The 25047-nt window shown below is 41.1% G+C and carries 23 protein-coding genes; 12 read left to right on the top strand and 11 right to left on the bottom strand.

Translation table 11 applies throughout. From position 1 onward, the window contains the following. Positions 1-95: 95 nt before the first annotated feature. The 4 genes from ACQ76V_RS05255 to ACQ76V_RS05240 all read left to right on the top strand — a co-directional run bounded on the left by ACQ76V_RS05255 (position 96) and on the right by ACQ76V_RS05240 (position 3486). Positions 96-1694 (top strand): amidohydrolase family protein, encoded by a 1599-nt coding sequence (locus ACQ76V_RS05255; RefSeq protein ID WP_440999427.1) that lies wholly within the window; start codon positions 96-98, stop codon positions 1692-1694. 111 nt (positions 1695-1805) lie between these two features. Then, a complete protein-coding gene (locus tag ACQ76V_RS05250; RefSeq protein WP_440999426.1) occupies positions 1806-2270 on the top strand; it encodes a hypothetical protein in 465 nt (154 codons plus the stop codon). An 18-nt stretch (positions 2271-2288) separates the two neighbouring features. Continuing rightward, positions 2289-2873, top strand: a complete 585-nt coding sequence (locus tag ACQ76V_RS05245) for a PepSY domain-containing protein (protein WP_440999425.1) — start codon at positions 2289-2291, stop codon at positions 2871-2873. A gap of 256 nt (positions 2874-3129) precedes the next feature. Beyond that, positions 3130-3486, top strand: coding sequence for a (2Fe-2S) ferredoxin domain-containing protein (locus ACQ76V_RS05240; protein WP_440999424.1), 357 nt, complete (start codon positions 3130-3132; stop codon positions 3484-3486). Positions 3487-3495: 9 nt separating this feature from the next. On the opposite strand, the gene ACQ76V_RS05235 is transcribed toward ACQ76V_RS05240, so the two are convergent. The 5 genes from ACQ76V_RS05235 to ACQ76V_RS05215 all read right to left on the bottom strand — a co-directional run bounded on the left by ACQ76V_RS05235 (position 3496) and on the right by ACQ76V_RS05215 (position 9667). Next, positions 3496-3852, bottom strand: a complete 357-nt coding sequence (locus ACQ76V_RS05235) for a hypothetical protein (protein WP_440999423.1) — start codon at positions 3850-3852, stop codon at positions 3496-3498. Positions 3853-3872: 20 nt separating this feature from the next. After that, on the bottom strand, positions 3873-6836 hold the full coding sequence (locus ACQ76V_RS05230; protein ID WP_440999422.1) for a PAS domain-containing sensor histidine kinase: 2964 nt from the start codon (positions 6834-6836) through the stop codon (positions 3873-3875). Between the two features lie 20 nt (positions 6837-6856). Next, positions 6857-8293 (bottom strand): ATPase domain-containing protein, encoded by a 1437-nt coding sequence (locus ACQ76V_RS05225; protein WP_440999421.1) that lies wholly within the window; start codon positions 8291-8293, stop codon positions 6857-6859. A gap of 225 nt (positions 8294-8518) precedes the next feature. Beyond that, positions 8519-8734 carry a hypothetical protein gene (locus ACQ76V_RS05220; protein WP_440999420.1) on the bottom strand — a complete coding sequence of 72 codons (216 nt, stop codon included), beginning with the start codon at positions 8732-8734 and terminating at the stop codon, positions 8519-8521. A gap of 294 nt (positions 8735-9028) precedes the next feature. Continuing rightward, entirely contained in the window at positions 9029-9667 is a 639-nt protein-coding gene (locus tag ACQ76V_RS05215; protein ID WP_440999419.1) for a LuxR C-terminal-related transcriptional regulator, read from the bottom strand. A 393-nt stretch (positions 9668-10060) separates the two neighbouring features. On the opposite strand from ACQ76V_RS05215, the gene ACQ76V_RS05210 reads away from it, so the two are divergent. Continuing rightward, positions 10061-11026 (top strand): threonine ammonia-lyase, encoded by a 966-nt coding sequence (locus ACQ76V_RS05210; RefSeq protein WP_440999418.1) that lies wholly within the window; start codon positions 10061-10063, stop codon positions 11024-11026. Between the two features lie 27 nt (positions 11027-11053). Then, on the top strand, positions 11054-12232 hold the full coding sequence (locus ACQ76V_RS05205; protein ID WP_440999417.1) for an FAD-dependent oxidoreductase: 1179 nt from the start codon (positions 11054-11056) through the stop codon (positions 12230-12232). Positions 12233-12236: 4 nt separating this feature from the next. On the opposite strand, the gene ACQ76V_RS05200 is transcribed toward ACQ76V_RS05205, so the two are convergent. Together ACQ76V_RS05200 and ACQ76V_RS05195 are read right to left on the bottom strand one after the other, a co-directional pair. Continuing rightward, positions 12237-12575, bottom strand: coding sequence for a hypothetical protein (locus ACQ76V_RS05200; RefSeq protein WP_440999416.1), 339 nt, complete (start codon positions 12573-12575; stop codon positions 12237-12239). Next, positions 12572-12958 carry a MerC domain-containing protein gene (locus ACQ76V_RS05195; protein WP_440999415.1) on the bottom strand — a complete coding sequence of 129 codons (387 nt, stop codon included), beginning with the start codon at positions 12956-12958 and terminating at the stop codon, positions 12572-12574. The genes ACQ76V_RS05200 and ACQ76V_RS05195 overlap by 4 nt, the downstream gene beginning before the upstream one ends. Before the next feature lie 179 nt (positions 12959-13137). Between ACQ76V_RS05195 and ACQ76V_RS05190 the strand changes: the two genes are divergently transcribed. Further along, entirely contained in the window at positions 13138-15015 is a 1878-nt protein-coding gene (locus tag ACQ76V_RS05190; protein WP_440999414.1) for a CocE/NonD family hydrolase, read from the top strand. Between the two features lie 95 nt (positions 15016-15110). Here the strand turns inward: ACQ76V_RS05190 and ACQ76V_RS05185 are convergent, their stop codons facing one another. Continuing rightward, positions 15111-15593 (bottom strand): hypothetical protein, encoded by a 483-nt coding sequence (locus tag ACQ76V_RS05185; RefSeq protein WP_440999413.1) that lies wholly within the window; start codon positions 15591-15593, stop codon positions 15111-15113. A 179-nt stretch (positions 15594-15772) separates the two neighbouring features. Further along, positions 15773-17737 carry an aconitate hydratase gene (locus tag ACQ76V_RS05180; RefSeq protein WP_440999412.1) on the bottom strand — a complete coding sequence of 655 codons (1965 nt, stop codon included), beginning with the start codon at positions 17735-17737 and terminating at the stop codon, positions 15773-15775. Between the two features lie 234 nt (positions 17738-17971). Here ACQ76V_RS05180 and ACQ76V_RS05175 point away from each other — a divergent pair, with 234 nt between their 5' ends. From ACQ76V_RS05175 to ACQ76V_RS05165, 3 genes are all read left to right on the top strand, one after another. After that, on the top strand, positions 17972-18265 hold the full coding sequence (locus ACQ76V_RS05175; RefSeq protein ID WP_440999411.1) for an HU family DNA-binding protein: 294 nt from the start codon (positions 17972-17974) through the stop codon (positions 18263-18265). Then, positions 18255-19985: an HU family DNA-binding protein gene (locus tag ACQ76V_RS05170; protein ID WP_440999410.1), complete on the top strand. Its 1731-nt coding sequence runs from the start codon at positions 18255-18257 to the stop codon at positions 19983-19985. The genes ACQ76V_RS05175 and ACQ76V_RS05170 overlap by 11 nt, the downstream gene beginning before the upstream one ends. 70 nt (positions 19986-20055) lie before the next feature. Next, the gene (locus ACQ76V_RS05165; protein ID WP_440999409.1) at positions 20056-20376 is read left to right on the top strand and encodes a Dabb family protein; all 321 of its coding nucleotides are present in this window, start codon (positions 20056-20058) and stop codon (positions 20374-20376) included. A gap of 54 nt (positions 20377-20430) precedes the next feature. On the opposite strand, the gene ACQ76V_RS05160 is transcribed toward ACQ76V_RS05165, so the two are convergent. Together ACQ76V_RS05160 and ACQ76V_RS05155 are read right to left on the bottom strand one after the other, a co-directional pair. Continuing rightward, positions 20431-21228, bottom strand: coding sequence for a gamma-glutamyl-gamma-aminobutyrate hydrolase family protein (locus ACQ76V_RS05160; RefSeq protein WP_440999408.1), 798 nt, complete (start codon positions 21226-21228; stop codon positions 20431-20433). After that, positions 21221-22219: an amidoligase family protein gene (locus ACQ76V_RS05155; RefSeq protein ID WP_440999407.1), complete on the bottom strand. Its 999-nt coding sequence runs from the start codon at positions 22217-22219 to the stop codon at positions 21221-21223. The genes ACQ76V_RS05160 and ACQ76V_RS05155 overlap by 8 nt, the downstream gene beginning before the upstream one ends. A 195-nt stretch (positions 22220-22414) precedes the next feature. On the opposite strand from ACQ76V_RS05155, the gene ACQ76V_RS05150 reads away from it, so the two are divergent. Next, on the top strand, positions 22415-23710 hold the full coding sequence (locus ACQ76V_RS05150) for an amidohydrolase family protein (RefSeq protein ID WP_440999406.1): 1296 nt from the start codon (positions 22415-22417) through the stop codon (positions 23708-23710). Positions 23711-23791: 81 nt separating this feature from the next. Then, the gene (locus tag ACQ76V_RS05145) at positions 23792-25003 is read left to right on the top strand and encodes an amidohydrolase family protein (RefSeq protein WP_440999405.1); all 1212 of its coding nucleotides are present in this window, start codon (positions 23792-23794) and stop codon (positions 25001-25003) included. The last annotated feature ends 44 nt before the right edge of the window (positions 25004-25047 follow it).

Genomic DNA, 25047 nt, shown 5'->3' with positions numbered 1-25047 from the left:
TCATAATTTCATTTATATAATTTAAAATCTTTTACTGTCATCCCCTGTCTTTGATTATTACATTCCAACAAATCTTAATAATTATCATAAGATCCATGACCAAATACGCAGCTCTGGCAGCATCACTTCTTTTAATATTTCTTATCGGAATCGGCAGTGCCAAGGCCCAGATACAAGAAGCACCTGACCGAACACAAGGCGAAGGCCCGTTCGATCGACTAATCATCCGAGGCGTCACCCTTGTTGACGGTACCGGTTCTCCACCCCAAGGCCCTGTTGATGTTGTAGTGGAAGGTAACCGAATTGTGTCCGTAGAGTCAGTAGGATATCCCGGGGTACCCATTAATGAAGATCGGCGTCCTAAAGCTGATGCGGATACTCGAGAAATCGAGGCCAAAGGTATGTACCTACTGCCCGGCTTCATTGATATGCATGCCCATACCGGCGGTGAAGCCCAGGGAACACCAGCTGAATATGTCTATAAACTCTGGCTGGCACACGGCATTACCACCGTTCGCGAACCCGGCTCATTTAATGGAATGGATTGGACGCTTCGTCAGCGTAATCAAAGTGCCGAAAACAAAATTGCAGCTCCTCGAATCTTTCCATACATCGGTTTTGGGATGGGTAATGATGGAGAAATACCATCCCCCGAAAAAGCCCGTGAATGGGTACAAATGATTGCCGATGAAGGAGCGGAAGGCATAAAATTTTTCGGGACTTCGCGTCCTATTTATAAAGCTGCGATTGAAGAAGCAAACAGGCTTGGGCTGGGTACAATGACCCATCATGCCCAAACACGCGTTGTTTATAACAACGCCTTGGAATCAGCTCGACTTGGACTCACCAGCATTACCCACTGGTACGGTATTCCCGAAGCGTTATTTACCGATCAACAAATCCAGAATTATCCTGCTGATTATAATTATAATAATGAACAACACCGCTTTGAAGAAGCCGGTAAGCTATGGAAACAGGCCGCCGAACCATACAGCGACAAGTGGAACAGCATAATGAATGAGATGTTAGAACTGGATGTAACGTTGAATCCCACATTTACCATCTACGAAGCCAGCCGCGATTTAAGTGCTCAACGTCGCGCCGAGTGGCACGAAAAATATACCCTTCCCTCCCTGTGGGAATTCTATAAACCCAGCCGCATCTCTCACGGCTCCTATTGGATCAACTGGGGTACTGAACAGGAAATTGCATGGAAAGAGAATTTTGATCTCTGGTTCGAATTTGTCAATGAGTTTAAAAATCGCGGGGGACGCGTTACGCTGGGTTCCGATGCGGGATATATCTACAAGCTTTACGGTTTTGGATACATCCAGGAGATGGAAATGATGCGGGAGGCCGGTTTCCATCCGTTAGAAATTTTTCAGTCAGCTTCGTTAAAAGCAGCAGAAGTACTGAATATGGATGATCAGCTCGGAACCATTGAAGTGGGCAAGCTGGCCGATATGGTACTTGTGGATGCCAATCCCCTTAAAAACCTGAAAACGCTCTATGGCACCGGAGCAGTTCACGTCAATGAGGATAACCAGCCAGAACGAATTGGCGGCATTGAATACACTATTAAAGATGGTATTATTTATGATGCCAAACAGCTTCTTAAGGACGTTGAAGAGATGGTGCAAAAATCAAAACAAGAAAAAGATTATAACATCACCCAGCCGGGATTGAATTATTAATTCATTTTATTATGACATAACCATTGTAAGGAAATAGATTCGGATTTATATTTAATCTTATAAAATCTTCAAGTTGTCCGTTCAAATTAAACTGCTAACCATATTTAAATCATGAAAAAATCATTACTCGCTTTTTTGTTTTGCGGATTATTATTCGTTTCAAGCCAAACAACCCATGCCCAAGATTCAAATCTTGGAGTAGGTGCCGTTATAAACAATCCTACCGGTCTTAGCGCAAAATACTGGGTCAGTGACGATATAGCAGTGGATGCCGCTTTTACATTTTCTCTGGCCGACAATTTCTCACAATTTTATCTGCACTCCGATTTTTTAAAACATACCGATACCATTGACTCCGAAGCGCTAAAACTCTACTACGGAATGGGCTTAAGACTTCTTTGGGGAGACTTTTATAATGATGTAAATGCCGGGCTCCGCTGGCCGCTCGGCACCGAATATACCATTGAGAATACTAAGATAAAGAGCTTTATCGAATTGGCTCCAACATTAGACTTTTCTCCTGACGCCAGCTTTTTCTTTGGAGGGGCTGTAGGGATACGTTATTATTTTGAATAACCATTCTTTCCAATTCCTATGAACATCAATCTGCGAAAGGATTCCCGGAAACTACATCGCTGGGGCTCAATTCTTATTGCACTTCCATTTTTGATTGTCTTGTTATCCGGAATTTTTCTACAAGTCAAAAAAGAGTTCGACTGGATTCAACCGTCCTCACAAACTGGCTCATCAGTCGGAGCTTCTGTTTCTTTTGACAATGTTCTAACCATTGCCCAATCAATTCCGGAACTTGACGCAGATAAGTGGACAGATATTGACCGACTGGATGTGCGCCCGGATGATGGTATTATTAAAATTAGGGGTACAAATGGCTGGGAGGCCCAAATTGATTCTCATACCGGCGAAGTTTTGCAAGTCGCCCAGCGTCGATCCGATATAATTGAAGCTATCCACGATGGGTCTTGGTTTCATGACAAGGCCAAGCTATGGATTTTTCTGCCCTCGGCAGTCGTTGTAGCTATCCTTTGGTTGACAGGCATCTATTTATTCTTTTACCCCTATTTTGCCAAGTGGCAAAATCGAAAAAAATTAAAGGAGCGAAAATTGAAACGTCGTAAGAAGAAAAAACAGCAGAAAAAAGAATTGGTGAATTCTGATTAGCAAAAAAACTCCCAAGTAGTATAAACAATACAAGTAGCTTAAAGAGCTTTCATTTTTTGTATATCAAATTTAATTTGTCTTTCCAGTCATAAAAATTGCCGTTTTATTGCTAACCAATTTTTTAATACCCCTACTGATAAACTGCTAATTTATTCTTTGACAAGTCTTCAATAACAAAATTGATATTTTACTACTCTTGGTGGTATAAATTTCAATTTTTTAGCGCTCTACATTCCAATACCATTTATACTTTTTCATGAACAAACGGGTTAAAAAGAAAGCAAAAGAGCTGCACGTTAATAAAATTAAGCGCCATATTTTCCTTTGTGCTGATCAAACCACTCCCAAATGCTGCAAAAAAGAAATCGGGCTTGAGGCTTGGGAATATCTAAAGAAAAGGCTTCATGAACTTAATCTCGATGGGAATGGCGGGATCTATCGCACCAAAGCCAACTGCCTGCGCATCTGTAAAAGAGGACCCATTGCGGTTGTTTATCCCGAGGGAACCTGGTACCACTCTTGTACACCAGACGTGCTCGAGCGCATCATTCAGGAGCATCTCATTGACGGAAATCCCGTTGAAGAGTATATGTTTGTAGAACAGCCGCTGTAATAAAAGTTCTCAGTTAAAGACTTTTATAGAGCGAGCTAACATTGCCTCTTTATTTTTATAAATGATAGGGCATTCAACCATTAGTGTTACAAAACTACTCCCATCCGATGCCCTGTGGATAGATAGCTGTTTTAGAAGTTCTGATTCTGACTCACCCGGAAAATCTGCCGGTATATTTTCTCCAATAAAATCATCATGGAACAGATGATTAAATTCAAGTCTGGAATATCCATACGCATCAACGGCAGAGTCATTTACTTCCAAAATTTGTTTACCCGACTTTGCATAAATCCACATGGGAATCGGGTTACTCCAAAAAAATACGTCTGATAAGTTATCTTCGTAAAGACCTTTCTTTTGATTCATAATATTTAGCCCCCATAATTTTAAATCAGTGTACTGGACGAACCTTTTATTTCTTTCTTTTTAAAGGAAAAAGTAAATGACAAACCATTCTTATCCTCCACTTTCCGTTCGGCTTCCAGCTGCTTAATGAGTGTTTCAATGATAGTAATACCAATCGAATTTGATTTTCTAATTTCAAAATCACTTGGCAGGCCCCGGCCATTATCTTGAATATTAATCACAATTTTTTCATCGATCTTTTGTAGTAAAACCTTTATCACACCACTTTCCTGTTCAGTAAAAGCATGTTCAAATGCATTCGCTGCTACCTCGTTAATAATGAGTGCACAAGGGACAGCCTGGTTGACATTTAGATTAAATGAATCATATTCCAGTTCCACTTTGATTTTCTTATTTGTAGCTGAAACACCTTTAATATTCTCAAGCAGATCTTCCACATAGGAACCGAAGTCAATTTTAGAGAGCGACGAAGACTGATAAAGTTTTTCATGAATCAGCGCCATAGTTTTAATTCGATTTTTGCTGTCGGTCAGCAACCGTCTAACTTCTTCATTCTCAGTGCTAAAGGTCTGCAGGTCCATCATGCCTGAAACAACCGCCAGATTATTTTTTACCCGGTGATGGATTTCCTGTAGCAGGGTTTCCTTCTCTTTAAGCGATTCTTTTAATTCTCGCTCATATTCTATTTGATCGCTTACATCCTGCCCCACTATTTGAATTGCTTGCTTATTGCCCTCGTAGGTGATCGCGGTTGACTGCGTATTAACGTAGTGAACCTTACCATCCAATGATTTGACTTTGTGAATAACAGGCCCAACAGAATCACCTTCCATTAATTTTTTCTCCCGCTCCTCGACAAGATCCATATTCTCGGGTAAAACAACATCATTTAAATATTCTCCCATTATTTGCTCAGGAGAACTGGCTCCCAATATCTGAGCCCCGGCCTGATTTATGAATTTGATCTCCCGGTCCACTAAAATCATGATGAGATTGGGATCATTCTTAACCAGTTTTTCCCAACGGTTTTTACTTTCCTTAAGCTTTTGACCAGAAATAATGCGCTCTATCTGCGAAGAAAGCGTATCCACTACACTATCAAGTAACTGTCGTTCTTCATTCAGGAACGGCCCTTCGTCAGCCGTCGGCTTCTCTTTGAGATACGCTATATCTATTCTTAACATCTTACCTTCTATGCGATCACTTTCGGCAGACAACTGCCAAGCAGTTTCACAATAGTCATCAGTTTTATACACTTCATCCCCAAACGTAATTGCCGCTTCCGCAATATCAGGATACTGCAGCCCTTCCAAAAGATAGCTTATTGTATTTTGCAACAGGCCTTCGATAGTACTTTCCTGCTGCGGTAGACTTGAAATATTATAGAGGCACCGCTGTTCTTTAATCCGTTCCTGTAGCTTATTTGTAGCCTGTTTAAGGTCTGTAATATCAGTAGAAATACCGCACATACAGTTTTCAAAACCGGGCACTCCTTTTAACGGATACTTTATAGTATGATAAAAGCGACTATCATTTTTATTTGACCGAACTTCTTCAACTTCAGAAATTTCCTGACTTTCTAATACTTTGTAATCGGTTTCTCTGACCCTCCCTATCTGAGAACCGTGTACTTCCTGATCTGTTTTACCTATAATTTCATCACGTTTCAAGTCATAAAATTCTAAATAACTGTCGTTAACCAGTCGATATTTTCTATCACTATCTTTTAAATAAATAAGAGACTTTGTCTGATTGATTATAGCATCCAACAATTGACGATGCTGTTCCAACTCATACTGGGTCTCTTTTATCTCAGATAGATTAATCCCCGTTCCAACAATAAAATTTTTTTCTCCCCTTGAAAACCGACGCGCTGTAACAAGATGTGGAATCAGCCCTCCACTTTTGGATTTAATTTTCACTTCAATTTCGACAAAACCGACTTCAAAAACTTCTTGGATCTTTTTGGTAATAAATTCATGGTCTTCCTCGCGAAATAAATCAACAGGATGTATATTCTGCATTTCTTGATCCGAATATCCCAAGACCCGTTCGATATTATTCCATTTTATGAAATTTTGATCCTCATCAATCATATAGAAGAGCTCGGGCAGACTTTGGATGGCTTTATCTATAAAAGCTTTCTCTTCTTTTAGTTTTTGCTCAAACTCTTTACGCTCTGATATATCCCGGGTACTGGCCTGTATCTCAATTACTTCGCACGTTTCTTCATCAACGATGGGGCGCATAATACTTTCCACCCACTTGAAATCACCATTGATTGTTCCTTTTCGAAAACTGAATCGCTTTACCTCTTTATCCGCAAAGAGTTCTTCGGGATTTTCAAATATATTTCGATCCCGGGGATGAATATTATCAAACGGCTTATACCCAACCAGATCTTCAGGCTCGTATCCAGTTAATTCTTTGCATGCCGGAGAAACATAAAGATAAGTTCCATCCGGAGCATGACGCGAAATCATATCCGAGGAATTTTCGGTAATCAGCTGGTACTTACGCTTTTCCTCAGCAAGTTCCTCATTTTTTTCTTCCAGCTGGCGGTTTTTCTCTTTCAGCTTCAGGGAGTATTCTCGTTGTTTCAAAAGTATATTGATACGCGACTGCAACAACTTGGGAGAAGCCGGAATATAGACCACATCATCAGCAAATTCTAAAATGGTATTACTGGTTCGGACTGTCTTCCGATCCGGTGATAACAGCAAAAAAGGCAGGAAAATTGGCGCTTCCTGTTTTTTTAACTCCAGTAGTTTCTTTTTGTTGGCCTCGAACGATTGACGATCCAGAATGCATAGGTCGAATGAATGATTTGCAATGCCATTTGCACTCATCTCAATCGTAAAGAAATTGGGCAAAAACTTTTTAAAAAGCTTTCGATCCGTTGCATTATAAACCGACAGCAACAGCTCGGGTTGCTTATTCTGAATCGATTCCTCAGCACCAAATGTAGAATCTATGGTATTCATGAATTCATTGTTGTGCAAAATTAAGTTCCCACTTCAGGAACACCCGATAAAATGCCCCGCATTTTATCAAGCGTTTGACCTACTTTCACACCTTCAGATGTGATTTCAAATTCACGAATAGATTTTTCAAATCCACTTAGCCGTTTCTTTAGTATTCCAATGGCTTTCTGTATTTGTCCGCTTACTTCCAGGTAGCGTAAAAAAATGATATTATCTGCCAAATAGCTGGCATTCATATTTGTAGTAGTAAACTGACCTGTCACATTTTTTGTTTCGTTGAGCAAAAATGTGGTGACACCCATGTTCTGCAGATATACCGTAAGTGAATGAAGCCGTTCAAGCATATCTTCACCACGAACAGCCATCCTGTATCCTCCTATAGCATCAATCACTACAATTTGCGTATCGTTTTCTTCGACATCACGCCGCACAATCTTTGCAAATTCATCAGGGGAATACGAAAGCGGTTCTACAGGTACAATATTCAAATAACCGGCATCAATCATATCATTTATGGGAGTATTGATATTTTCTGACCGACGAACAATCAGCTCTTTAGACTCTTCAAAGGTATAAACAGCCGACCGCTCGTTGCGTAAAGCAGCCTCTTTGGCAAATTGAAGCCCCAGATTAGTTTTACCAACGCCAGTAGGTCCAATAATCAGGCTTGTTGTACCTTTTTCAATGCCCCCATTAAGCATCTTATCAACCCCATTAATCCCCGAAGATATTGTCCCTTTTGTGAACTTTCGGTTATAGTTATTAGGACGAAGTCGAGGAAAAACCGTAATACCATTTCCGGTTATTTTAAAAGCATGATTCCCGCTTAAATAATCTGACCCCCTGAATTTGGGGACTTTTAAATTTCTCCAATCAGCATCATTTTCCAATTCTATAATACAATCAACCCAATATGCGGCATCATCTTCAGAGGTCATTGTCAACGATTCAGAAGTCATCATCAGGGTGGCATCATGTTTCGTTATGTAATTCACCAGCGAAAGCGTCAGCTTCCTCATCTGATAGGGATCCTGATTCAACAACCGCAGCATGGTAAAGGAATCAAACAACACACGGCTGGGTGAATGTTTTTCTACAGCTTGTATAACCGATTCCATAATGGGACCTTGTTCCACTTCGGCCGAAGAAAAAACATTATACTGCCCTGAATTTTCGGTCACATCGTCCTGAGGACTTAAATCAAGAGCGGCAACCTCGGAAAGATCTATCCCAAATCGGGAAGCATTTTGATAAATACTATCCTTCGATTCCACCATCGTAACACAAAGAGCATTTTCGCCATTATCTATGGCTTGTCTCAAAAAATGAAACCCCAGTGTTGATTTACCGGAACCCGGGCCGCCTTGAACCAGATAAGCCTTCCGGGGAATTAATCCGCCTTGTAAAATTTCATCTAAACCTTCTAAGCCTGTTGAAATTTTGTCAATATCGTTCATCAGATAATATTCTATATTTTTGTATGACCTTTTCAGAAAGAGCCTGAAAAAATGACAACCCAATCCTTTTGATTTATTACATTTTAAAAATAATAGACTCCACATAGAATTTGTTGACGTAAAAGGCCTATTTTGGGAAATAGGTATTTACACTTACCGGAGGAAGTTTATAAAAGAAAGGCTTAGTTATTTTCCACTATACGCTATAGCTGATATTGAATATAGTTATGAATGATTCAACCGTGAGATAAATTTAAGTAGCTCTTCCGGTTCGGGATCAATAGAAAAACAGTAATAGGCACCCGTATCAATCAATGCCTCTTTTATTTTAATATTCCCTACGTCATGGATTGCAATAAGATGCTTAGAGATTGTTTTCTCGTTTATATCCCGCACATATTCAACGAGTGTTTCAGGGATAGAAATCAAATCAACAATCAAAATGAGATATTCTGAGTTTATGAATGTCCCGTCTTAAAGTTCTACATATGACATATGCAAAATCTCTCGGTCAAACTCTGAGGTGAGTATCGATTTGACAGCATTAATATATATTGAATGATCTCCTATTAATAATATTCGCATAAAAAAGGAAGTTATCGTTTCCCCTCTTCATATAACGATTACCATTAAAGGAAAGCCTGTAAGTCAGCCGAAGATCATATCAGAATAGGCAATTATATCTTGATTATAGTAAGACGTAAAAATCAAAGTAAAACAAGAAATTATCTTACTTTACTTTAGACTAACCAAATCATTTTTAATTGCAAATTTTACCAGCCCAACCGTATTTTTAGCTCCCGTTTTTTGTAACAGGTTACGACGGTGAGCATCTACCGTACGCACACTAATGCCAAGTTCCTCGGCAATTTCACGGTTGATGTATTCTCGGCATATTAATTGAAGTACCTCAAGTTCTCGTTTAGTAAGGTTAGCAACTCGCTCACTAGTAGAATAAACATGATCCCCTTTAATTAATACCCCTACACTTTCGTCACAAAGATATTGATTGTCGGCATAAACCTCTTTAACAGCTTTAATAAGTTCCTTAGCCCCCCGTTTTTTTAAGATATAGCCCGAAGCCCCGGCCTGCATTACACCTTTTATCTGTTGTGGTTCTTTCTCATCACTTATAGCCAGAAGAGAAGTATTGGAATGATCTTTCAGGATCTTTTTTAGGGTGTCCAACGAATCCAAGCCAGGAATATCCAGATCGATCACCACTACATCAATCTTGTTACCTCTAATATCATAGCCACATAATTCTTCCCTGTTTTGGGCCGTGCCAACTACCGAAATATCGGGATCTTCGGTTAAGATCTTCGTAATGCCATCTCTGACAATCTTGTAACGTAAGGCGATTAGGATATTCACAATAGGCTCTAAAGTCGTTTAATACAATGATATTATTACAGGACAGGCACACTTGTTATAAATTGCAAAGCACAGTTAGATGTTTCGCCCCAATCCTTTTTATGCAGACCTGCTTTTTTAGAAATCTAAGTAAATTATGTTCCGCAGGGTTTTTAAAAGCTATTATTAAAGTTAAATATTTCCAGAACAAGGATACTTTTTTTAAGGCAGGATGTATATAGGCCAAATCACTTAATTTATTAATAGGTGAAAACCACAAGTACTTTTACTTAATTCTCTATCAATAATATTTCCAGGCATCCATTTAACATGTTTGCTAAATCAGTTTTTAAATAGTGGAATAAAATTTTTACTCTCTGTATCCTATTTCAATCTGAGAATTAAATAGCCACCATGCCAAACAATTACCCGGTATCTACTCCAACTTTTGAAAACGTACAAAAAGCCTATTTAAAAATACGTAACAAAGTTCATCGTACACCAGTCATCAAAAGTAAAAAGGTGAATGAACATGCCGGCGGAGAGCTTTTTTTTAAATGTGAAAACTTCCAAAAGGTAGGTGCTTTTAAATTTCGAGGTGCCACCCATGCTGTGGGAGAGCTGCCTGATGAAAAAGCAAAAAGTGGGGTTGCTACGCACTCCTCGGGCAACCATGCACAAGCCGTAGCATTGGCCGCCAAGCAGCGCGGTATCCCGGCACATATTGTGATGCCCGAAAATGCCCCAAAGGTAAAAGTAAATGCTGTGCGGGATTATGGAGCCCATATCACCTTTTGTGAGTCTACACAGCAGGCACGAGAGTCAACTTTGGAGACCATTGTTGAAGAAACCGGAGCTACTTTTATTCATCCCTATGATAATCCCGATATAATTATGGGACAAGGAAGTGCGGCCATTGAACTGCTGGAAGATCAGCCTGAGCTGGATATTATCTTGGCGCCCGTGGGAGGAGGCGGATTAATAAGCGGAACAGCTATTGCCACCTCAGGGTTTTCTCCCAATACAAAAGTGATTGGTACTGAGCCGGAAGTAGCCAACGATGCCTATCTCTCATTTAAAACGGGTGAACGCCACCCAGTGCAAAGTACCGATACCGTAGCTGACGGGCTGAGAACCTCCCTTAGTGAGCTAACCTTTAGCTGTATTCAAAAACACGTAGATGAAATGGTGACTGTTACGGAGCAGGAAATTATTGATGCCATGCGATTCATCTGGGAACGGATGAAAATTATTATCGAACCTTCGAGCGCAGTACCGGCTGCGGCAGTGTTTAACGGTAAAATTAATATTGAAAACAAAAAAGCCGGTATTATTATCAGCGGTGGAAATATGGATCTTGAATTTCTGCCCTGGCAATAAATATTTAGAATTAGGAATTAGTGTATTATGTCAGACAAGATTGTTGTGATTGGCAGCGGAGTTTCAGGGATTACTACGGCAGTTGCATTGCAACTTTTGGGATACGAAACTGAAATTATAACGGATAAAAAACCTTCTGATATTGCGGAAAAAAATGCCCATCCCGAATTTGCCAGCCTCTTTCCCTCGGCTTCGGTTATACCACACTCGGTCTATTCTGATCGGCTTGAGGAGCTCTTCAAACGGTCACAATCTTTTTTCTACGAACTCCACAAATACGTATTTCCCGGCATAACAACCCACAAACATTTTGAGGTTTTTGAGTTTAAAACTAAGCAACCGCATTACTGCAACTGGATGCCAAATTTCAGGACCATTGATAATTTTCCTGAAAACGAAATCCCCCGGAGATTTAACGAGCAACCGCTTTATGGCTGGCTGTTTGATTGCATCTTCGCTGATTGGTCGCTCTACTTTCCTGCTCTCATTGCTCTTTATCTACAAAGCGGTGGAACTGTAAGAACACAGAAACTGGAGAAAAAAGATCTCGGAACCCTGAAATCAGACGTTGTAATCAATTGCAGCGGTACCGGTGCCCCCTATTTGTTTGATGACCCCAGTGATAATCAGCTTATTATGCGTGGGCACTTACTTCATAAAGCCAAGGCGCCATTACTTACAACGAATGCAGACGAAATCATCTCCTACAACTATACCCCTCAACCTGATGTGTATTCTGATGCCGATGGAAATGCCTGCGATGTGTATTGCTATCCCCGAAAAGATGGATGGATACTCGGTGGCAGTCGTCAGGTAGGGCAACTGAACAAGCAGAATGACTGGGAAAATATTAATGAAATATCTACATACACTATTGAGGATATCCGATTTCCACAGGAAATCATCACCCTGAATAACGAGATTCTAAATCAGACTTATTCTCAATCTATTGAGATATCTGATGATATCAATCCGCTGGTTGGTTATCGATACATCCGCAATCGTAAGAATGGCTTGCGGCTTGAAAAAGAAAATGTATCAGGTAAGACAGTCTATCACAACTACGGTCATGGCGGGGCAGGCGTCACGCTTTCATGGGGATGTGCTCTCGAGATTGCTCATGAAATTGCAGCCCAAGATCCTAATGAAATACAAGCTGATCTGCTATATAAGATCAGCGAAATAGATATGGATAAACGATCCTAAACGATTAGTTATAGATTTGCTTTTCGGCACAATCCGGGCAATCAAGCCAATTTTCTGATGGCATCTTGGGCAGTGCTTTGGGACTACTTCCCTTCTCAAAAACAGGTCGATAGAGCACGTCACCTTTGTCGTGAGACTCTCCACAACTGTGACAACTTTCCTGCCCATCTAACTCTTTAGGCGTATAACCGGCTATAACCCAGCCCTCGTGCCCGGCATGCACGGCAAGACTTTCCAGTGCGGCACGAACAGTCTGAGATTTATTGCCCCCGTAATATTTGCCGGAAAGTTCTTCGAGCAATTTTACGGTATCGTCATCGAGTGTAAAATTCAGTCGTTTCATACTTCACAACCTGATTTATGTTTCGTTTGATGAAATCGGTAGTTAAACCAGTGTCCGGCAACCAATAAGGCACTCCCTGCCATTGTTACCGCAGACTCTCCCCACAATCCTAACCACTCATGAAAAATCCACGCCACTGCTACCACTACTAATCCCAAATATAATAAAACGGGGATTCGTTGAGGCAGATTATCATTGCGTAATGCAAAAATTACAGTAGGAACAATCAGCAAAAACAGAAGCGGATGAGTCCAAAAGTGAATTGATTCAGCTACCGGCCAAAGGGGTAACAACGCGATGGCAACCGGAAAAAATAAGCAGTGTATAGCACACAACCCTGAAAGGCTGATACCTACCCGATCCCAAAAAGAATTAGAAAACAAAGGATAGTTAAATTGATTGCATTTTTAATGTGTATTAAGATACACACTAATCGCAATTCTCACAAGTATTAGTTCCATTAGAAGCTCAAAATTATTTACAAATAATTTCAAAACTCGGTTTCATAATTTCTGTAGGCTTTTATTTTAAGAGTAATAAATCTTTAATCAACGGTATCATAATGTTAAACAGTAAAAAAATTTTTACTCTGCTGGGAATTGCCTTTTTAACACTTTATTTGGCGATTCCATCCTTTGCTCAACAGAATAATTTTTCCAGCAAAGATTACGAGAAATCTCAGTACGATATTGAAATGCGTGACGGGATCAAATTACATGCTGTCGTGTATGCTCCAAAAGACACTACGCAGGACTATCCCATCCTGATGAAACGGACACCTTATAGTTGTCGACCGTATGAAGAAGGAAGAGTACCGGAACAGATCATGCATAATCCACACTTGCAAAAGGAGGGATTTATTTTTGTCTGCCAGGATGTACGTGGTCGGTGGATGTCGGAAGGCGACTACACTACGATGACTCCAAACCGTGAAGATCCCGATAAAATTGACGAAAGTTCTGATACCTACGATACAGTAGAATGGCTTATTAATAACATTCCAAATAATAACGGTAAAGTGGGTCAATGGGGCATTTCCTATCCTGGATTTTATACTACCGCCGGGCTGCCTGATGCACATCCTGCCATGGCTGCATCGTCGCCGCAAGCCCCTATTTCGGATTTCTTTTTTGATGATTTCCATCATCATGGTGCTTACTTTCTAAGTTACTGGTATGTTACCCCGCTTTTTGGCATACAGCAAGACGCACCAACCGATACTTCATGGTATAATTTTGCGGATACCGGTACTAATGATGGATACAAATTCTACAAATCAATTACACCGCTATCTAAGGCGGACCACTATTATGGTAAGGATAATTTCTTCTGGCAGGAACTCAAGAACCATCCCAATTATGACGAATTCTGGCAGGCACGGAACATTCTTCCTCATCTGAAAGATATTGATCACCCTGTTATGACCGTTGGGGGCTGGTTTGATGCCGAAGACCTATACGGACCGCTTAATACTTATCGATCTGTTGAGGATAAGAACCCGAATACTGAAAATACTATTGTAATGGGACCATGGAGCCATGGGCAATGGGCCAGCGGCAATCCTCATCAGTCTGTGGGAGAAATTTACTTTGGAGAAGGGATTTCAGCATTTTACCAAAAAGAGATTGAATATCCTTTTTTCATGAAGCACTTAAAAGGGGTCGAAGTTAAAGATTTACCTGAAGCCTATATGTTTGATACCGGTAAAAAGTCATGGAGCACTTTTAACCACTGGCCGCCTAAAAACATAGTACAAAAATCATGGTATCTCCACAGTAATGGAAGTTTGAATGATGATAAACCGGGCAAAACCGAAAAGAAATATACCGAGTACAAAAGCGACATTGACAATCCCGTTCCCTATAAAGAAGAGAGTGAGCTCGTCTTTATACCACAGGACTACATGACCGACGACCAGCGGTTTGCTGCGCGTCGCCCGGATGTGGTAACTTTTGAAACAAATGTACTTAAAGAAGATGTAACTCTTTCCGGCGATATGCTTGCTAATCTCTTTGTCTCAACTTCCAGTACAGCTTCGGATTGGGTTGTTAAATTGGTAGATGTGTATCCTCCCAGCGTTGAAGAAAACGAACATACTCCAGAGGGGGTAGAGCTTGATAACTATCACCAGATGGTGCGGAGCGAAGTTATTCGTGGTCGGTTTCGGGACAGTTATGAAAATCCCAAGCCTTTCAAACCCAACAAGGTAACCAACATCGATCTCCCACTTCAGGATGTGTATCACACCTTCAAAAAAGGTCACAAGATACAGATCCAAATTCAGAGCACCTGGTTTCCACTTGTAGATTTAAACCCACAAAAATATGTGCCCAACATTTTCAAAGCTAAGGAAGGTGATTTCCAGGACGCCATGCAGCGGATTTATCACAGCTCCAAATATCCTACTTCTATCGAAGTAAAAGTGTTACAAACTAATTAAGGTAACCTAAAAGATGGGGTGACATATTGGTTGTTACTTAGAATATAAAAGGTCCCGATATGGGGCCTTTTATATTTTTTAAATAATCTTTGGTCCTATCCGGATTCCCGGGCAAACCAAATTTTACCATCGGGGTACTTTAGTGCAATGCCCATCATTACTTTCCATGCGGGATTATAAGCACTATTTTTCTTTTTAATCCTGTTTTTAACGTCTGGTTTAGCTCCGCCATATTCCTTGCGGTACTGAAACTGTGGAACCTCAACCAATCCCGAAAGTTCTACGACAGCACTACTATCAGTTTTTATAACTGATGAAGTGAACCATACCTTAATTTCATTATACTTTTGGGCATTTGTTTCAATTGTGAGCTCATTTTCATTGGCCAGCTTAATACTAAACCCCTCCTTTCTTAAAATTTCATCCATCTTGGAGAATGACTCATCCACAGAATCCGAGGTTTCAATGAGTATGAGATTGGCATTTTTCATTGGAGTAGTATCCGGACCGGTGGTGCCGGAATTTATCGTAGAACAACTGATGAATAGAAGCAAAAAAAAGAACGAAGTGTATTTCATTTTTGAATATTGGAATGCAGTTATAATTGCTTGAATAAAACACAACCACATTAAAAATTGCAAGCTTATTCTCACAATTTTAACGGCACGAATTAATGTTTTGCCGTGCTTTCATTGACAAAATAAAAAAGGCCCCGATAACCATCGGAGCCTTTTCATTAAATACAGCTAAGAAAACGTTATCCAGCCTTCTTTTTCGCCTTAAAGCGATTAATAACACCACCATGTAGTACAGCTTCTTTCTGCCGCTGACTAAAGGTGTGCTTTACGGTGTATTTCTTGCCTTTGGTCTTGTTGTGTATAACAACCTCGTTACCATTTTCAATGGCCTCACGAATATTATTCACTTCAAGGATATCTCCCTGGTCGATATCTTCGTAATCCGCATCATGCTCAAACTCCAATGGCGGAATTCCAAAGTTAATCAGGTTTTGCCAGCCAATACGAGCATAGCTTTTAGCAATTACGGCCTTCATACCAAGGTACCGCGGGGCAATAGCTGCATGCTCACGACTGGAACCCTGTGCATAATTTTCGCCAGCAATAACTACATGTCCGCCATGTTCCTCTTTGGCTTCCATGGCACGGTCGTGGAAGTTTTTATCCACAACATCGAGCGTAAACTTACTGATTTCAGGAATGTTACTACGGTACGGTAGCACTTCGGCACCGGCACGCAGAATTTCATCCGTAGAAATATCATCGCCCATTTTAAGGAGCACAGGCACATCAAAATCTTTGAGCTCGTCAAAATCAGGCATCGTAGAAATATTTGGCCCTTTCTTGATTTCGCCACGCTCTTCCTTCGGCTTTGGCGGGGTTAACATCTCAGTATTGATGTGAATCTCTTTAGGATGTTCAAACTTGGGATATCTCATATTATATAGATCCTCGAGATCACGCGGATCAGTAATCTTGCCTGTCAGCGCAGAAGCTGCCGCTGTTTCAGGGCTTACCAAGAATACCGAGTCTTCGGGTGTCCCCGAACGATCCGGGAAGTTACGAGGTACAGTTCGCAAGCTATTCTGACCTGATGCCGGCGCCTGCCCCATTCCAATACAACCATTACATCCAGCCTGGTGAATACGTGCTCCGGACTGAACAAGGTTAAACATCACATCATTTTTGACCATATTTTCAATGATCTGGCGTGATGTAGGATTAATATCCCAAGAAACATTATCATTAACCGTTTTATCTTTTACAATCTCAGATGCCATCCAGAAGTCGCGGTATCCCGGGTTCGCAGAAGATCCTACGTATGACTGATAGATATCCTGACCTTCAACTTCACGAACCGGTACAACATTACCGGGACTGCTTGGCAGTGCAATTAGTGGTTCAACATCATCGAGCACCAACTCTTCATATTTATCATATTCAGCACCTTCATCAGCCTTCAGCTCAACAAATTCATTACCACGCTCTTGGGATTCCATAAAGCGACGTACTTCACCGTCAGCAGGAAATACGGTACTGGTAGCTCCCATCTCGGTGCCCATGTTTGCAATTACGTGACGATCCATCGTAGAAAGATTTTTCAATCCTTCACCAAAATATTCGATCACATAACCGGTAGCTCCATCAACATCATAGCGACGCAACATTTCGAGCACAACATCTTTGGCACTAACCCAATCAGGTAGATTCCCTTTAATCTCAACACCCAACACTTTAGGCATCTTGATGTAGAGAGGTTCACCGGCGATAGCAAAAGCAACATCCAGCCCCCCCGATCCAATGGCAAGCATACCCATACACCCGGCTGCGGGAGTGTGGCTATCTGATCCAGCCAGCGTTTTACCCGGAATCCCAAATCGTTCTGTTTCAATCGGATGACTTACGCCATTACCCGGGCGACTAAACCACATGCCAAATCGTTCTGCAGCAGATTTTAGAAACACATGGTCATCAGGATTTTTAAAATCTGTTTGTATCAAGTTGTGATCGACATATTGGCACGACAATTCGGTTTGTGCCTCATCCAGTTCCATTGCCTCAAGCTCAAGCATCACCATAGTACCAGTGGCATCTTGCGTGAGGGTCTGGTCGATTTTAAGACCTATCTCCTGGCCCGGAACCATTTCACCATCAACAAGGTGACTTTTAATTAATTTCTCAGTGACATTAAGTGGTTTACTCATAAATAATTTTTGATTTATTTCCGCTGTATTGTTGTTGTAACTAACGTATATCTGCTTAAAATTCGTTTCATAAAATACCAGACATACCGCCTACTCTTCAAGTAAATGCACAAAAAATAATTATTTATACATATTCTAAGCTAAGGGTGGAAATATATACTTAGTTTTTAAAGTTTTTTTTCTTAATTAAAGGTACTTCTGCAGCTGTCAAAATAATTAGAATGTAACATTTGTATGAATACGAGCGATGTAGTAGCAATGCTTGCCGAAAATTGGAACATGACGCAAGCAGAAGCACGAAAATTTTTGGATGTTATTACGCAAACATTTAACGAAAATATTGCTTCCGGAAATTCTTTTTCGATACCCGAACTGGGCACGTTTGGTGCTGCTACACGAAAAGAGCGAACTTCTTACAATCCCCACTATGAGCAATATATGAAGCTGCCCCCAAAACGGGTGGTTGATTTTACTCCCAGCAAGGGACTCAAAGAAGACTTAAAACAAGTTGACATAGATGATGAGTGAAAAAGTAACATTCGGAGAACTTATAGAGTCGATTGCTGAGGAAACAGAACATTCCAAGCAGTTTACTCATGACTTTCTCAAGGATTTTGTGGATATAATCAACAGCGGGCTTGAAGAAGATGGTAAGGTTAATATTGCCGGTTTTGGAAAGTTTAAACTCCGCCGGGTAGATGAGCGTGAGGGATATAATCCCCAAACTAAAGAGAAGATTACTATTCCTGCACATAATAAAATAGTGTTTAAACCCTACAAAGATTTAAGGGAACTTGTTAATGCTCCCTATGCACATATGGAACCCCAACTAATAGAAGAAGAGCAGAGCTCATCAGTCCAAACAGAATCCACCACCGATCAGAGTCAAACTAACGGAATCGATACCAACGATTCTGCTGACATTGACGACCATAAAAAAGATGAAGAAGCCGGAAAAGATGCTGATCCATTTGGAAATAAAGTAGAAAGCGGCGATAGCACGGAAGAACCGGAACAAAACGAAGATGACTTTATCCCCACAGCTCCTCCCACCTCTTTTGAGCAAGAAAGAAATGATAAAGCGAAGCCAGAGGAGCAAGAAAAAAAGAAACAAGACGTTCCTTTTAATTTTGAAGATGAACAAGATTCCGAAGAAAAAAATACACAAGACTTAACTCCAAAAAGTTCTGATGAACTTATAAAAGATGAGGACGATAACGGAGATATTGTTGAATTTCGTACTGATCAATCAAACGAAGAAGATGAATCCGAAGACAAACTCCTAAACCAATTTATAGACTCAGAAGATTATGATCGGCAAGCAACTTCTTCTGAAGATTTACCGACTGAAGAAGCAATTGATCCTGAAATAAACGAAACGCAGGAGAACGAAGAGGAATCCACTAAAAGAACCTCAAAGGAAGAAAACGATGACGAAAAAGAAGCACCCAAAACTGAAGAAGAAGTTCTTGAAGAAGAACTCAGTAACCTTGAAAAAGCTGCCAAAGAGTTAAAACATGATCATTCAGATCAGGCTGACCAGAAAGATAAAAAGTCAACCCAGCACACCACACCAAAAAGTCGCCCTGCCGACCGAAACTCTTCCTTTGTATATGTAGCAGCCGCTACCGTCATTTTATTGCTTATTGCAGGAGGAGCATGGTATTACAGCACAGTATCTACTAATGAAACTACTTTAATTTCTTCATCTCAAGAAACAACAGCCCCGGTAAATGCCAGCGATCAACAAAATGACAACAATCAGCAGCCAATGGCAGACCAACAAGAAACTGGAGATGCTCAGCAAACAACACCGAATCAGTCACAATCTGCCACGCAGGCTACTTCTGCTACACAGCCAACAACAAATGCAAAACCTAACAATCAAGATGTGGAGATAGAAGATGGGCAAACGTTGTGGAGTCTTGCCGAGGAGCGCTACGGCAATCCTCGTTTGTGGCCTTGGATTTACGGTAATAATGGTTCGCTCGATAATCCCGATCTTATTTATGCTGGCAGTTCACTTTCTGTTCCACTGCCATCGGGACCACAAAATTCCCTGAATGGCAGAGATTCAGTGGGTGTTGCCAAAGGATTTATCGCCACTTATAAATGGTATAAAAGCAATGAGCAATCCAAAGCCAAAAGTCACCTTTGGGCTGCCAAGTTGTATCATAATAATTTACAGCAGCTTGCTGATATACCCATCGATAAAACAGATCTTTCTTATGCCAACAGAGCCCGTTAACGGTTAAATTGGCAACCCTTAAGACCTCTTAAATAAAAAATTGTAATAAAAGCACACCATAGGAGTAAATATGATTCGTCACGTAGTAATGTGGAAGTTAAAAGAAGAAGCGGAAGGTGCCACCAAGGAAAAGAATGCCGAAAAAATGAAACTTATCCTGGAGGGACTTAAAGTAAATATTGATGAAATTAAAAACGTCGAAGTTGGAATAAATATTTCTGATGATGACGATGAAGCGGGCTCACCATACGATGTAGTGCTAATCTCGGATTTTGAAACCGAGCTGGACTATACCATGTACACCCGTGATGAAAACCACAAAAAGGCCGTAAAATTCATTAATTCAGTGATCAAAGAACGCCACTTTGTTGATTATAAGGTGGATACCTAAAGAACGATAATCGTATTCAATTTAGCAGGGGTTTTATTACACAAGCCCCTGCTTTTAATTTTTCATCGTTTGTTTGGCTTTTGCTACAAGCTGTTTGAAAATCCTACGCTGTGCAGGAATCTGCGGCATATATTCGGGATGCCACTGCACACCCAATATAAATTCCCTGTTAGGATGTTCAATGGCCTGCACAATGCCATTATCTTCGCGGGCAACAATAGCTAATTGTTTTCCTAATTCATCTACGGCTTGATGATGCAACGCATTCACCCATACTTTTTGATACGTCAAAATTTCGTATAACATGCTGTTCTCATCCACCGCTACCCTCTTTTTGGGCCATACACTATGAACTCCGGGTACTTCGGTATAATAGCTCGAAATATCCTGATGCAGGGTGCCCCCAAAATGAATATTTAACAACTGGGCTCCTCGACATATTCCCAAAATGGGGATATTATTATCTACTGCCTGCTTGATCAGCTCAAACTCAAGCTCATCACGATTATTATCAACATCCTCTGATGGAGCAGAAAAAATCTTTCGGATTAGATAAATGAATGGAAAAAATAAGACGGTCAATAAATAGGTAAAAAACTTGCGCCAGCTCGACGCTTTTTCATCCTTCGAAAACAGGTCTCGAATTTCTTCTGCCCCATATCTTTGCGGATTTATATCAGCACCTCCTCCTATAATAAGCCCGTGAATATCTTTATCAGGCAACCCTTTTTTGGGTTGGATACGAATAGCACGCCCCCCATGTAAAAACACGGCAAACCAGGTAAACCACCAAGCTGCGCGGCCGCCCCTATCGGGTCCCGTTACCCCAATATTTGGTCTATATTCAGTCATCCAGATCCAGTAAAATTCCAAGAGTTTTTGCCCATTGTTTACGAAATGAGATTACCGTCTGATCACGATGCAGGAGATATAACCGACTTAACTTATCAAGCATTTCATTATCCGCAGCAAGTCTTTCCACGACTATCCAGTGATTCCATTCATCGGCAAAACGCCATTCGGGGTTATCAATTCTGCTGTTCGGCAAGCGGTAATGAAAGGTGGGACGAGGAGCGTTCTTCTCCCCTTCCATGACGGGGGCAATGAGATCTTTATTCAACATCCCAAAAATAGGCATCATATCCACCGGGCGGTTTCGGGTAGGGTTAAACTCAACATAATCTTCAATGAATTGATCAGCTTCAGGTGCATAGTCAGGATCTAAAATCTTCTTTACATATTTTTCCGGAAAGGGATCCACAAAGGGAGAAATTCGCCGTGTCATATCAATTTTAAGGACGACGAGCAGCCATGGGTACACAATGACAAAAGCACGCAAATAATTCAGCAAAGTAGAAATTTTTAAATCCGGAGATTCAATATTCAAGTGCATACCAAAGGCGTGCACCATCGAAGCATAGGTACCCTTTGCCTTATTTTGCTGAAGCGCTTGACGCAGTTGCTCCAACTGCTCCAAATCCTGAATGGCAACCGGCGGCATAACAATTTCCAGCGGCACCACTGATCGCGCCATTTTATCTACTACATCTTCTATAGATTTTCGGATAGAATCCTCCTCGAGAGTTATCCCCAGCCTATCGAAAATATTTTCCTCAGCCATTTTACGCAGAATACGTGCATCCAGCTCCACCCTGAAATTACCCAGCCTGCTATTGATTATATTAATATGATACCGGTGTTCTTCAATGATTTCACCGCCAAATACGGATGTTATTATTTGTGCCGCCTTCATGGGTTCTATACCGGCAAACTCAAGTTCAAGCCCAACTTTTCTGGGGTTCCCCTCTTTGTTATTTGTAATCGGAGGCGATAAAAAAGACATTTACTGTCAGAAATTGGTGTTAAAAAGGTTTAGAAGCGACGGTCAAATCTAAGTAACTGTTGCAATACAGAAAATTAGCGAAGTTGTAAAAGCTTGCAAATGAGCTCTTTGATAATTTGCCAACTTATCAGCTTCTTAGCATAATCAAGTTTTAAACGACTGCAAAATATCATTAATAAAATTCAGGGAAAATTTATGAAACGACTCATTCGGCTAAGTCTACTGCTAATCTTTTTCTTGCCTATCGTGTCGGCAGCTCAATCAACAAAAGTTTTTAAAGGAGCTAAAATCATTCCCATAAGTGGCGAACCCATTGATAACGGTGTATTGATCACTAAGGGTGATAAAATCGTTGCTGTCGGGTCTGAAGGAGAAGTTGATATACCCTCTAATGCCAGAGAATTCGATGTGTCGGGTAAAGTGATAATGCCCGGATTGGTAGACTCTCACTCCCATATCGGCGATGGTGATGGCGGCGACCGCTCTTCCGCCCTTCATCCCGATGCGCGTATTATCGATAGTATCGATCCGCACAGCGAAACATTTAAAAAAGCATTAGCCGGAGGCGTAACAACAGTCAATGTGATGCCAGGATCGGGTCACTTAATGAGTGGACAAACAGTTTATCTCAAACTGCGCAAAGCAGATAAAATTGAAGACATGCTTTTTGTCGATGATCCGGGAACCCAAATAGCCGGCGGCCTTAAAATGGCGAACGGCACCAATTCTATAGGGAATCCGCCTTTCCCGGGAACACGAGCTAAATCAGCTTCGATAGTTCGAGAACTGTTTATAAAAGCACAGGATTATAAAGAAAAAGTTGAAAACGCTGACGGTGACCCGGAAAAAATGCCCAAACGCGATATAGGTATGGAGGCACTGGTTGAGGTGCTGAACGGCGAACGTATTGTCCATTTCCATACCCATCGTCATTATGATATTCTCACTGCTATTCGTCTGTCCAAAGAGTTTGATTTTCGGTTGGTCTTGCATCACGTAAGTGAAGCCTGGAAAATCGCCGACGAAATTGCAGAAGCTGAGGTACCGGCTTCCATTATTGTACTCGATTCCCCCGGGGGAAAACCTGAAGCCTCCGAAATAAAATATGAGAACGGGGCACTCTTGGAAAAAGCAGGTGTTACCGTAGGATATCATACCGATGCTTCAATCACCGATACACGGTTATTCTTACGGTCCGGGGCATTTGGCGTACGTGCAGGGATGAGTCGGGAGGCAGCTCTCAAAGCTTTGACTATACAAAATGCAAAAATGATGGATCTACAAGATCGTGTGGGAACACTTGAAGCTGGTAAAGATGCCGATTTTGTGGTTTTATCGGGTGATCCGATGAGCGTCTATACACACGTAGAACAAACATGGATTGAGGGAATTAAGCGATTTGATTACTCGAATCCCAAAGACCGAAAATATTCTACCGGTGGATATGAAGTATTTAGAGGTTCGGCCCACAATCATCATGGGAGTAAATAGTTCACTGCTCTGCCAAATATAAACTCCATATTGGATATCACTCAACTACTTCAAGAATTTAAGTCTTTAAATATTAGCACTATGAAAAAACGAATCACATTTTTTGTTTTTGCCTTATTGATTGGATTAAATACCGTTACACATGCTCAACGGGCTGTCCAAGCCGACACGCTTTACACTATGGAAGATGATAAAATTGTAAATGGTGTCGTTTTAATTAATAATGATAAAATTGAGGCGGTAGGTTCTGCTTCAGATATCGACATCCCCTCCAACTACGAAAGACATCAGGCATCGGTTGTTACTCCGGGATTAGTGGATGCGCACAGCGTTGTAGGGTTGGCCGGAATCTATAACCGTGACGATGACCAAAACCAGCTGGAAACTTCAGATCCTATCCAGCCCGAACTGCGGGCTTTCGATGCCTACAATGCCCGCGAACAGCTGGTAAAATTTGTGCTCGATAAAGGTGTTACCACCACTCATACCGGACACGGACCCGGAGCCTTGGCCAGCGGCCAAACAATGATTGCCAAGACCCCCTATAATACTGTTGAAGAGGCCCTTGTGGATTCTGCAACCACCGTTGCTTTTACGCTTGGTTCAACTGTTGGACGTAACTTTGACAGTCCCGGTACCAATGCCAAAGGGATTGCCATGCTCCGACAAAAGTTTATCGATGCACAGGAATATCTCGAAAAACGTCAGGCCAATGATCCAGATAAACGACCCGCAAAAAATTTAAAAATGGAAGCACTGGCTGATGTACTGAACGGAGAACTCACAGCTTTAATAACCGCTCAGCGCTCTAATGATATTATGTCGGCTCTGCGGCTGCAAGAAGAATTCGGGTTTAATATGATTCTGGATGGTGCAGCTGAAGCATATTTGTTAATCGATGAAATCAAAGAAGCCGGTGTTCCAGTCATCATACACCCCACGATGGTACGTACTTATGGCGATACCCAAAATGCCAGCTTTACCACGGCAAGTAAATTGGCTAAAGCAGGTATCCCCTTTGCTTTTCAAAGTGGATTTGAAGGTTACGTGCCGAAAACAAGAATTATTCTTTATGAAGCAGCCATTGCCACTAGCTACGGGTTGGATCGGGAAAAAGCGTTACAGGCCTTGACAAAAGCCCCCGCCGAAATACTGGGAATAAACAATCGGGTGGGATCACTGGCAGCAGGCAAAGATGCTGATCTTGTCTTATTTGATGGCGACCCGCTCGAATACACTACCCATATTAGCTCTGTGATTGTAGATGGAAAAGTAGTTAAAGAGAAGAAATAAAATTTATTGTACCCTTCAGGATTTGAATAGCTGAATCTTTCTTA

The sequence above is a fragment of the Fodinibius sp. SL11 genome, assembly GCF_052060035.1.
GTDB lineage: Bacteria > Bacteroidota > Rhodothermia > Balneolales > Balneolaceae > Fodinibius.
Note: the sequence above shows the minus strand (reverse complement) of the source record. Positions and strands in the feature narration are given on the sequence as shown.

Bases quoted from the DNA above. Each gene is read 5' to 3' on its own strand.
- ACQ76V_RS05185 (WP_440999413.1), bottom strand. From the start codon at position 15,593: ATGAAATACACTTCGTTCTTTTTTTTGCTTCTATTCATCAGTTGTTCT.
- ACQ76V_RS05255 (WP_440999427.1), top strand. From the start codon at position 96: ATGACCAAATACGCAGCTCTGGCAGCATCACTTCTTTTAATATTTCTT.
- ACQ76V_RS05145 (WP_440999405.1), top strand. From the start codon at position 23,792: ATGAAAAAACGAATCACATTTTTTGTTTTTGCCTTATTGATTGGATTA.
- ACQ76V_RS05235 (WP_440999423.1), bottom strand. From the start codon at position 3,852: ATGAATCAAAAGAAAGGTCTTTACGAAGATAACTTATCAGACGTATTT.
- ACQ76V_RS05170 (WP_440999410.1), top strand. From the start codon at position 18,255: ATGATGAGTGAAAAAGTAACATTCGGAGAACTTATAGAGTCGATTGCT.
- ACQ76V_RS05205 (WP_440999417.1), top strand. From the start codon at position 11,054: ATGTCAGACAAGATTGTTGTGATTGGCAGCGGAGTTTCAGGGATTACT.
- ACQ76V_RS05225 (WP_440999421.1), bottom strand. From the start codon at position 8,293: ATGAACGATATTGACAAAATTTCAACAGGCTTAGAAGGTTTAGATGAA.
- ACQ76V_RS05150 (WP_440999406.1), top strand. From the start codon at position 22,415: ATGAAACGACTCATTCGGCTAAGTCTACTGCTAATCTTTTTCTTGCCT.
- ACQ76V_RS05250 (WP_440999426.1), top strand. From the start codon at position 1,806: ATGAAAAAATCATTACTCGCTTTTTTGTTTTGCGGATTATTATTCGTT.
- ACQ76V_RS05155 (WP_440999407.1), bottom strand. From the start codon at position 22,219: ATGTCTTTTTTATCGCCTCCGATTACAAATAACAAAGAGGGGAACCCC.
- ACQ76V_RS05175 (WP_440999411.1), top strand. From the start codon at position 17,972: ATGAATACGAGCGATGTAGTAGCAATGCTTGCCGAAAATTGGAACATG.
- ACQ76V_RS05180 (WP_440999412.1), bottom strand. From the start codon at position 17,737: ATGAGTAAACCACTTAATGTCACTGAGAAATTAATTAAAAGTCACCTT.
- ACQ76V_RS05200 (WP_440999416.1), bottom strand. From the start codon at position 12,575: ATGAAACGACTGAATTTTACACTCGATGACGATACCGTAAAATTGCTC.
- ACQ76V_RS05230 (WP_440999422.1), bottom strand. From the start codon at position 6,836: ATGAATACCATAGATTCTACATTTGGTGCTGAGGAATCGATTCAGAAT.
- ACQ76V_RS05165 (WP_440999409.1), top strand. From the start codon at position 20,056: ATGATTCGTCACGTAGTAATGTGGAAGTTAAAAGAAGAAGCGGAAGGT.
- ACQ76V_RS05245 (WP_440999425.1), top strand. From the start codon at position 2,289: ATGAACATCAATCTGCGAAAGGATTCCCGGAAACTACATCGCTGGGGC.
- ACQ76V_RS05160 (WP_440999408.1), bottom strand. From the start codon at position 21,228: ATGACTGAATATAGACCAAATATTGGGGTAACGGGACCCGATAGGGGC.
- ACQ76V_RS05210 (WP_440999418.1), top strand. From the start codon at position 10,061: ATGCCAAACAATTACCCGGTATCTACTCCAACTTTTGAAAACGTACAA.
- ACQ76V_RS05190 (WP_440999414.1), top strand. From the start codon at position 13,138: ATGTTAAACAGTAAAAAAATTTTTACTCTGCTGGGAATTGCCTTTTTA.
- ACQ76V_RS05240 (WP_440999424.1), top strand. From the start codon at position 3,130: ATGAACAAACGGGTTAAAAAGAAAGCAAAAGAGCTGCACGTTAATAAA.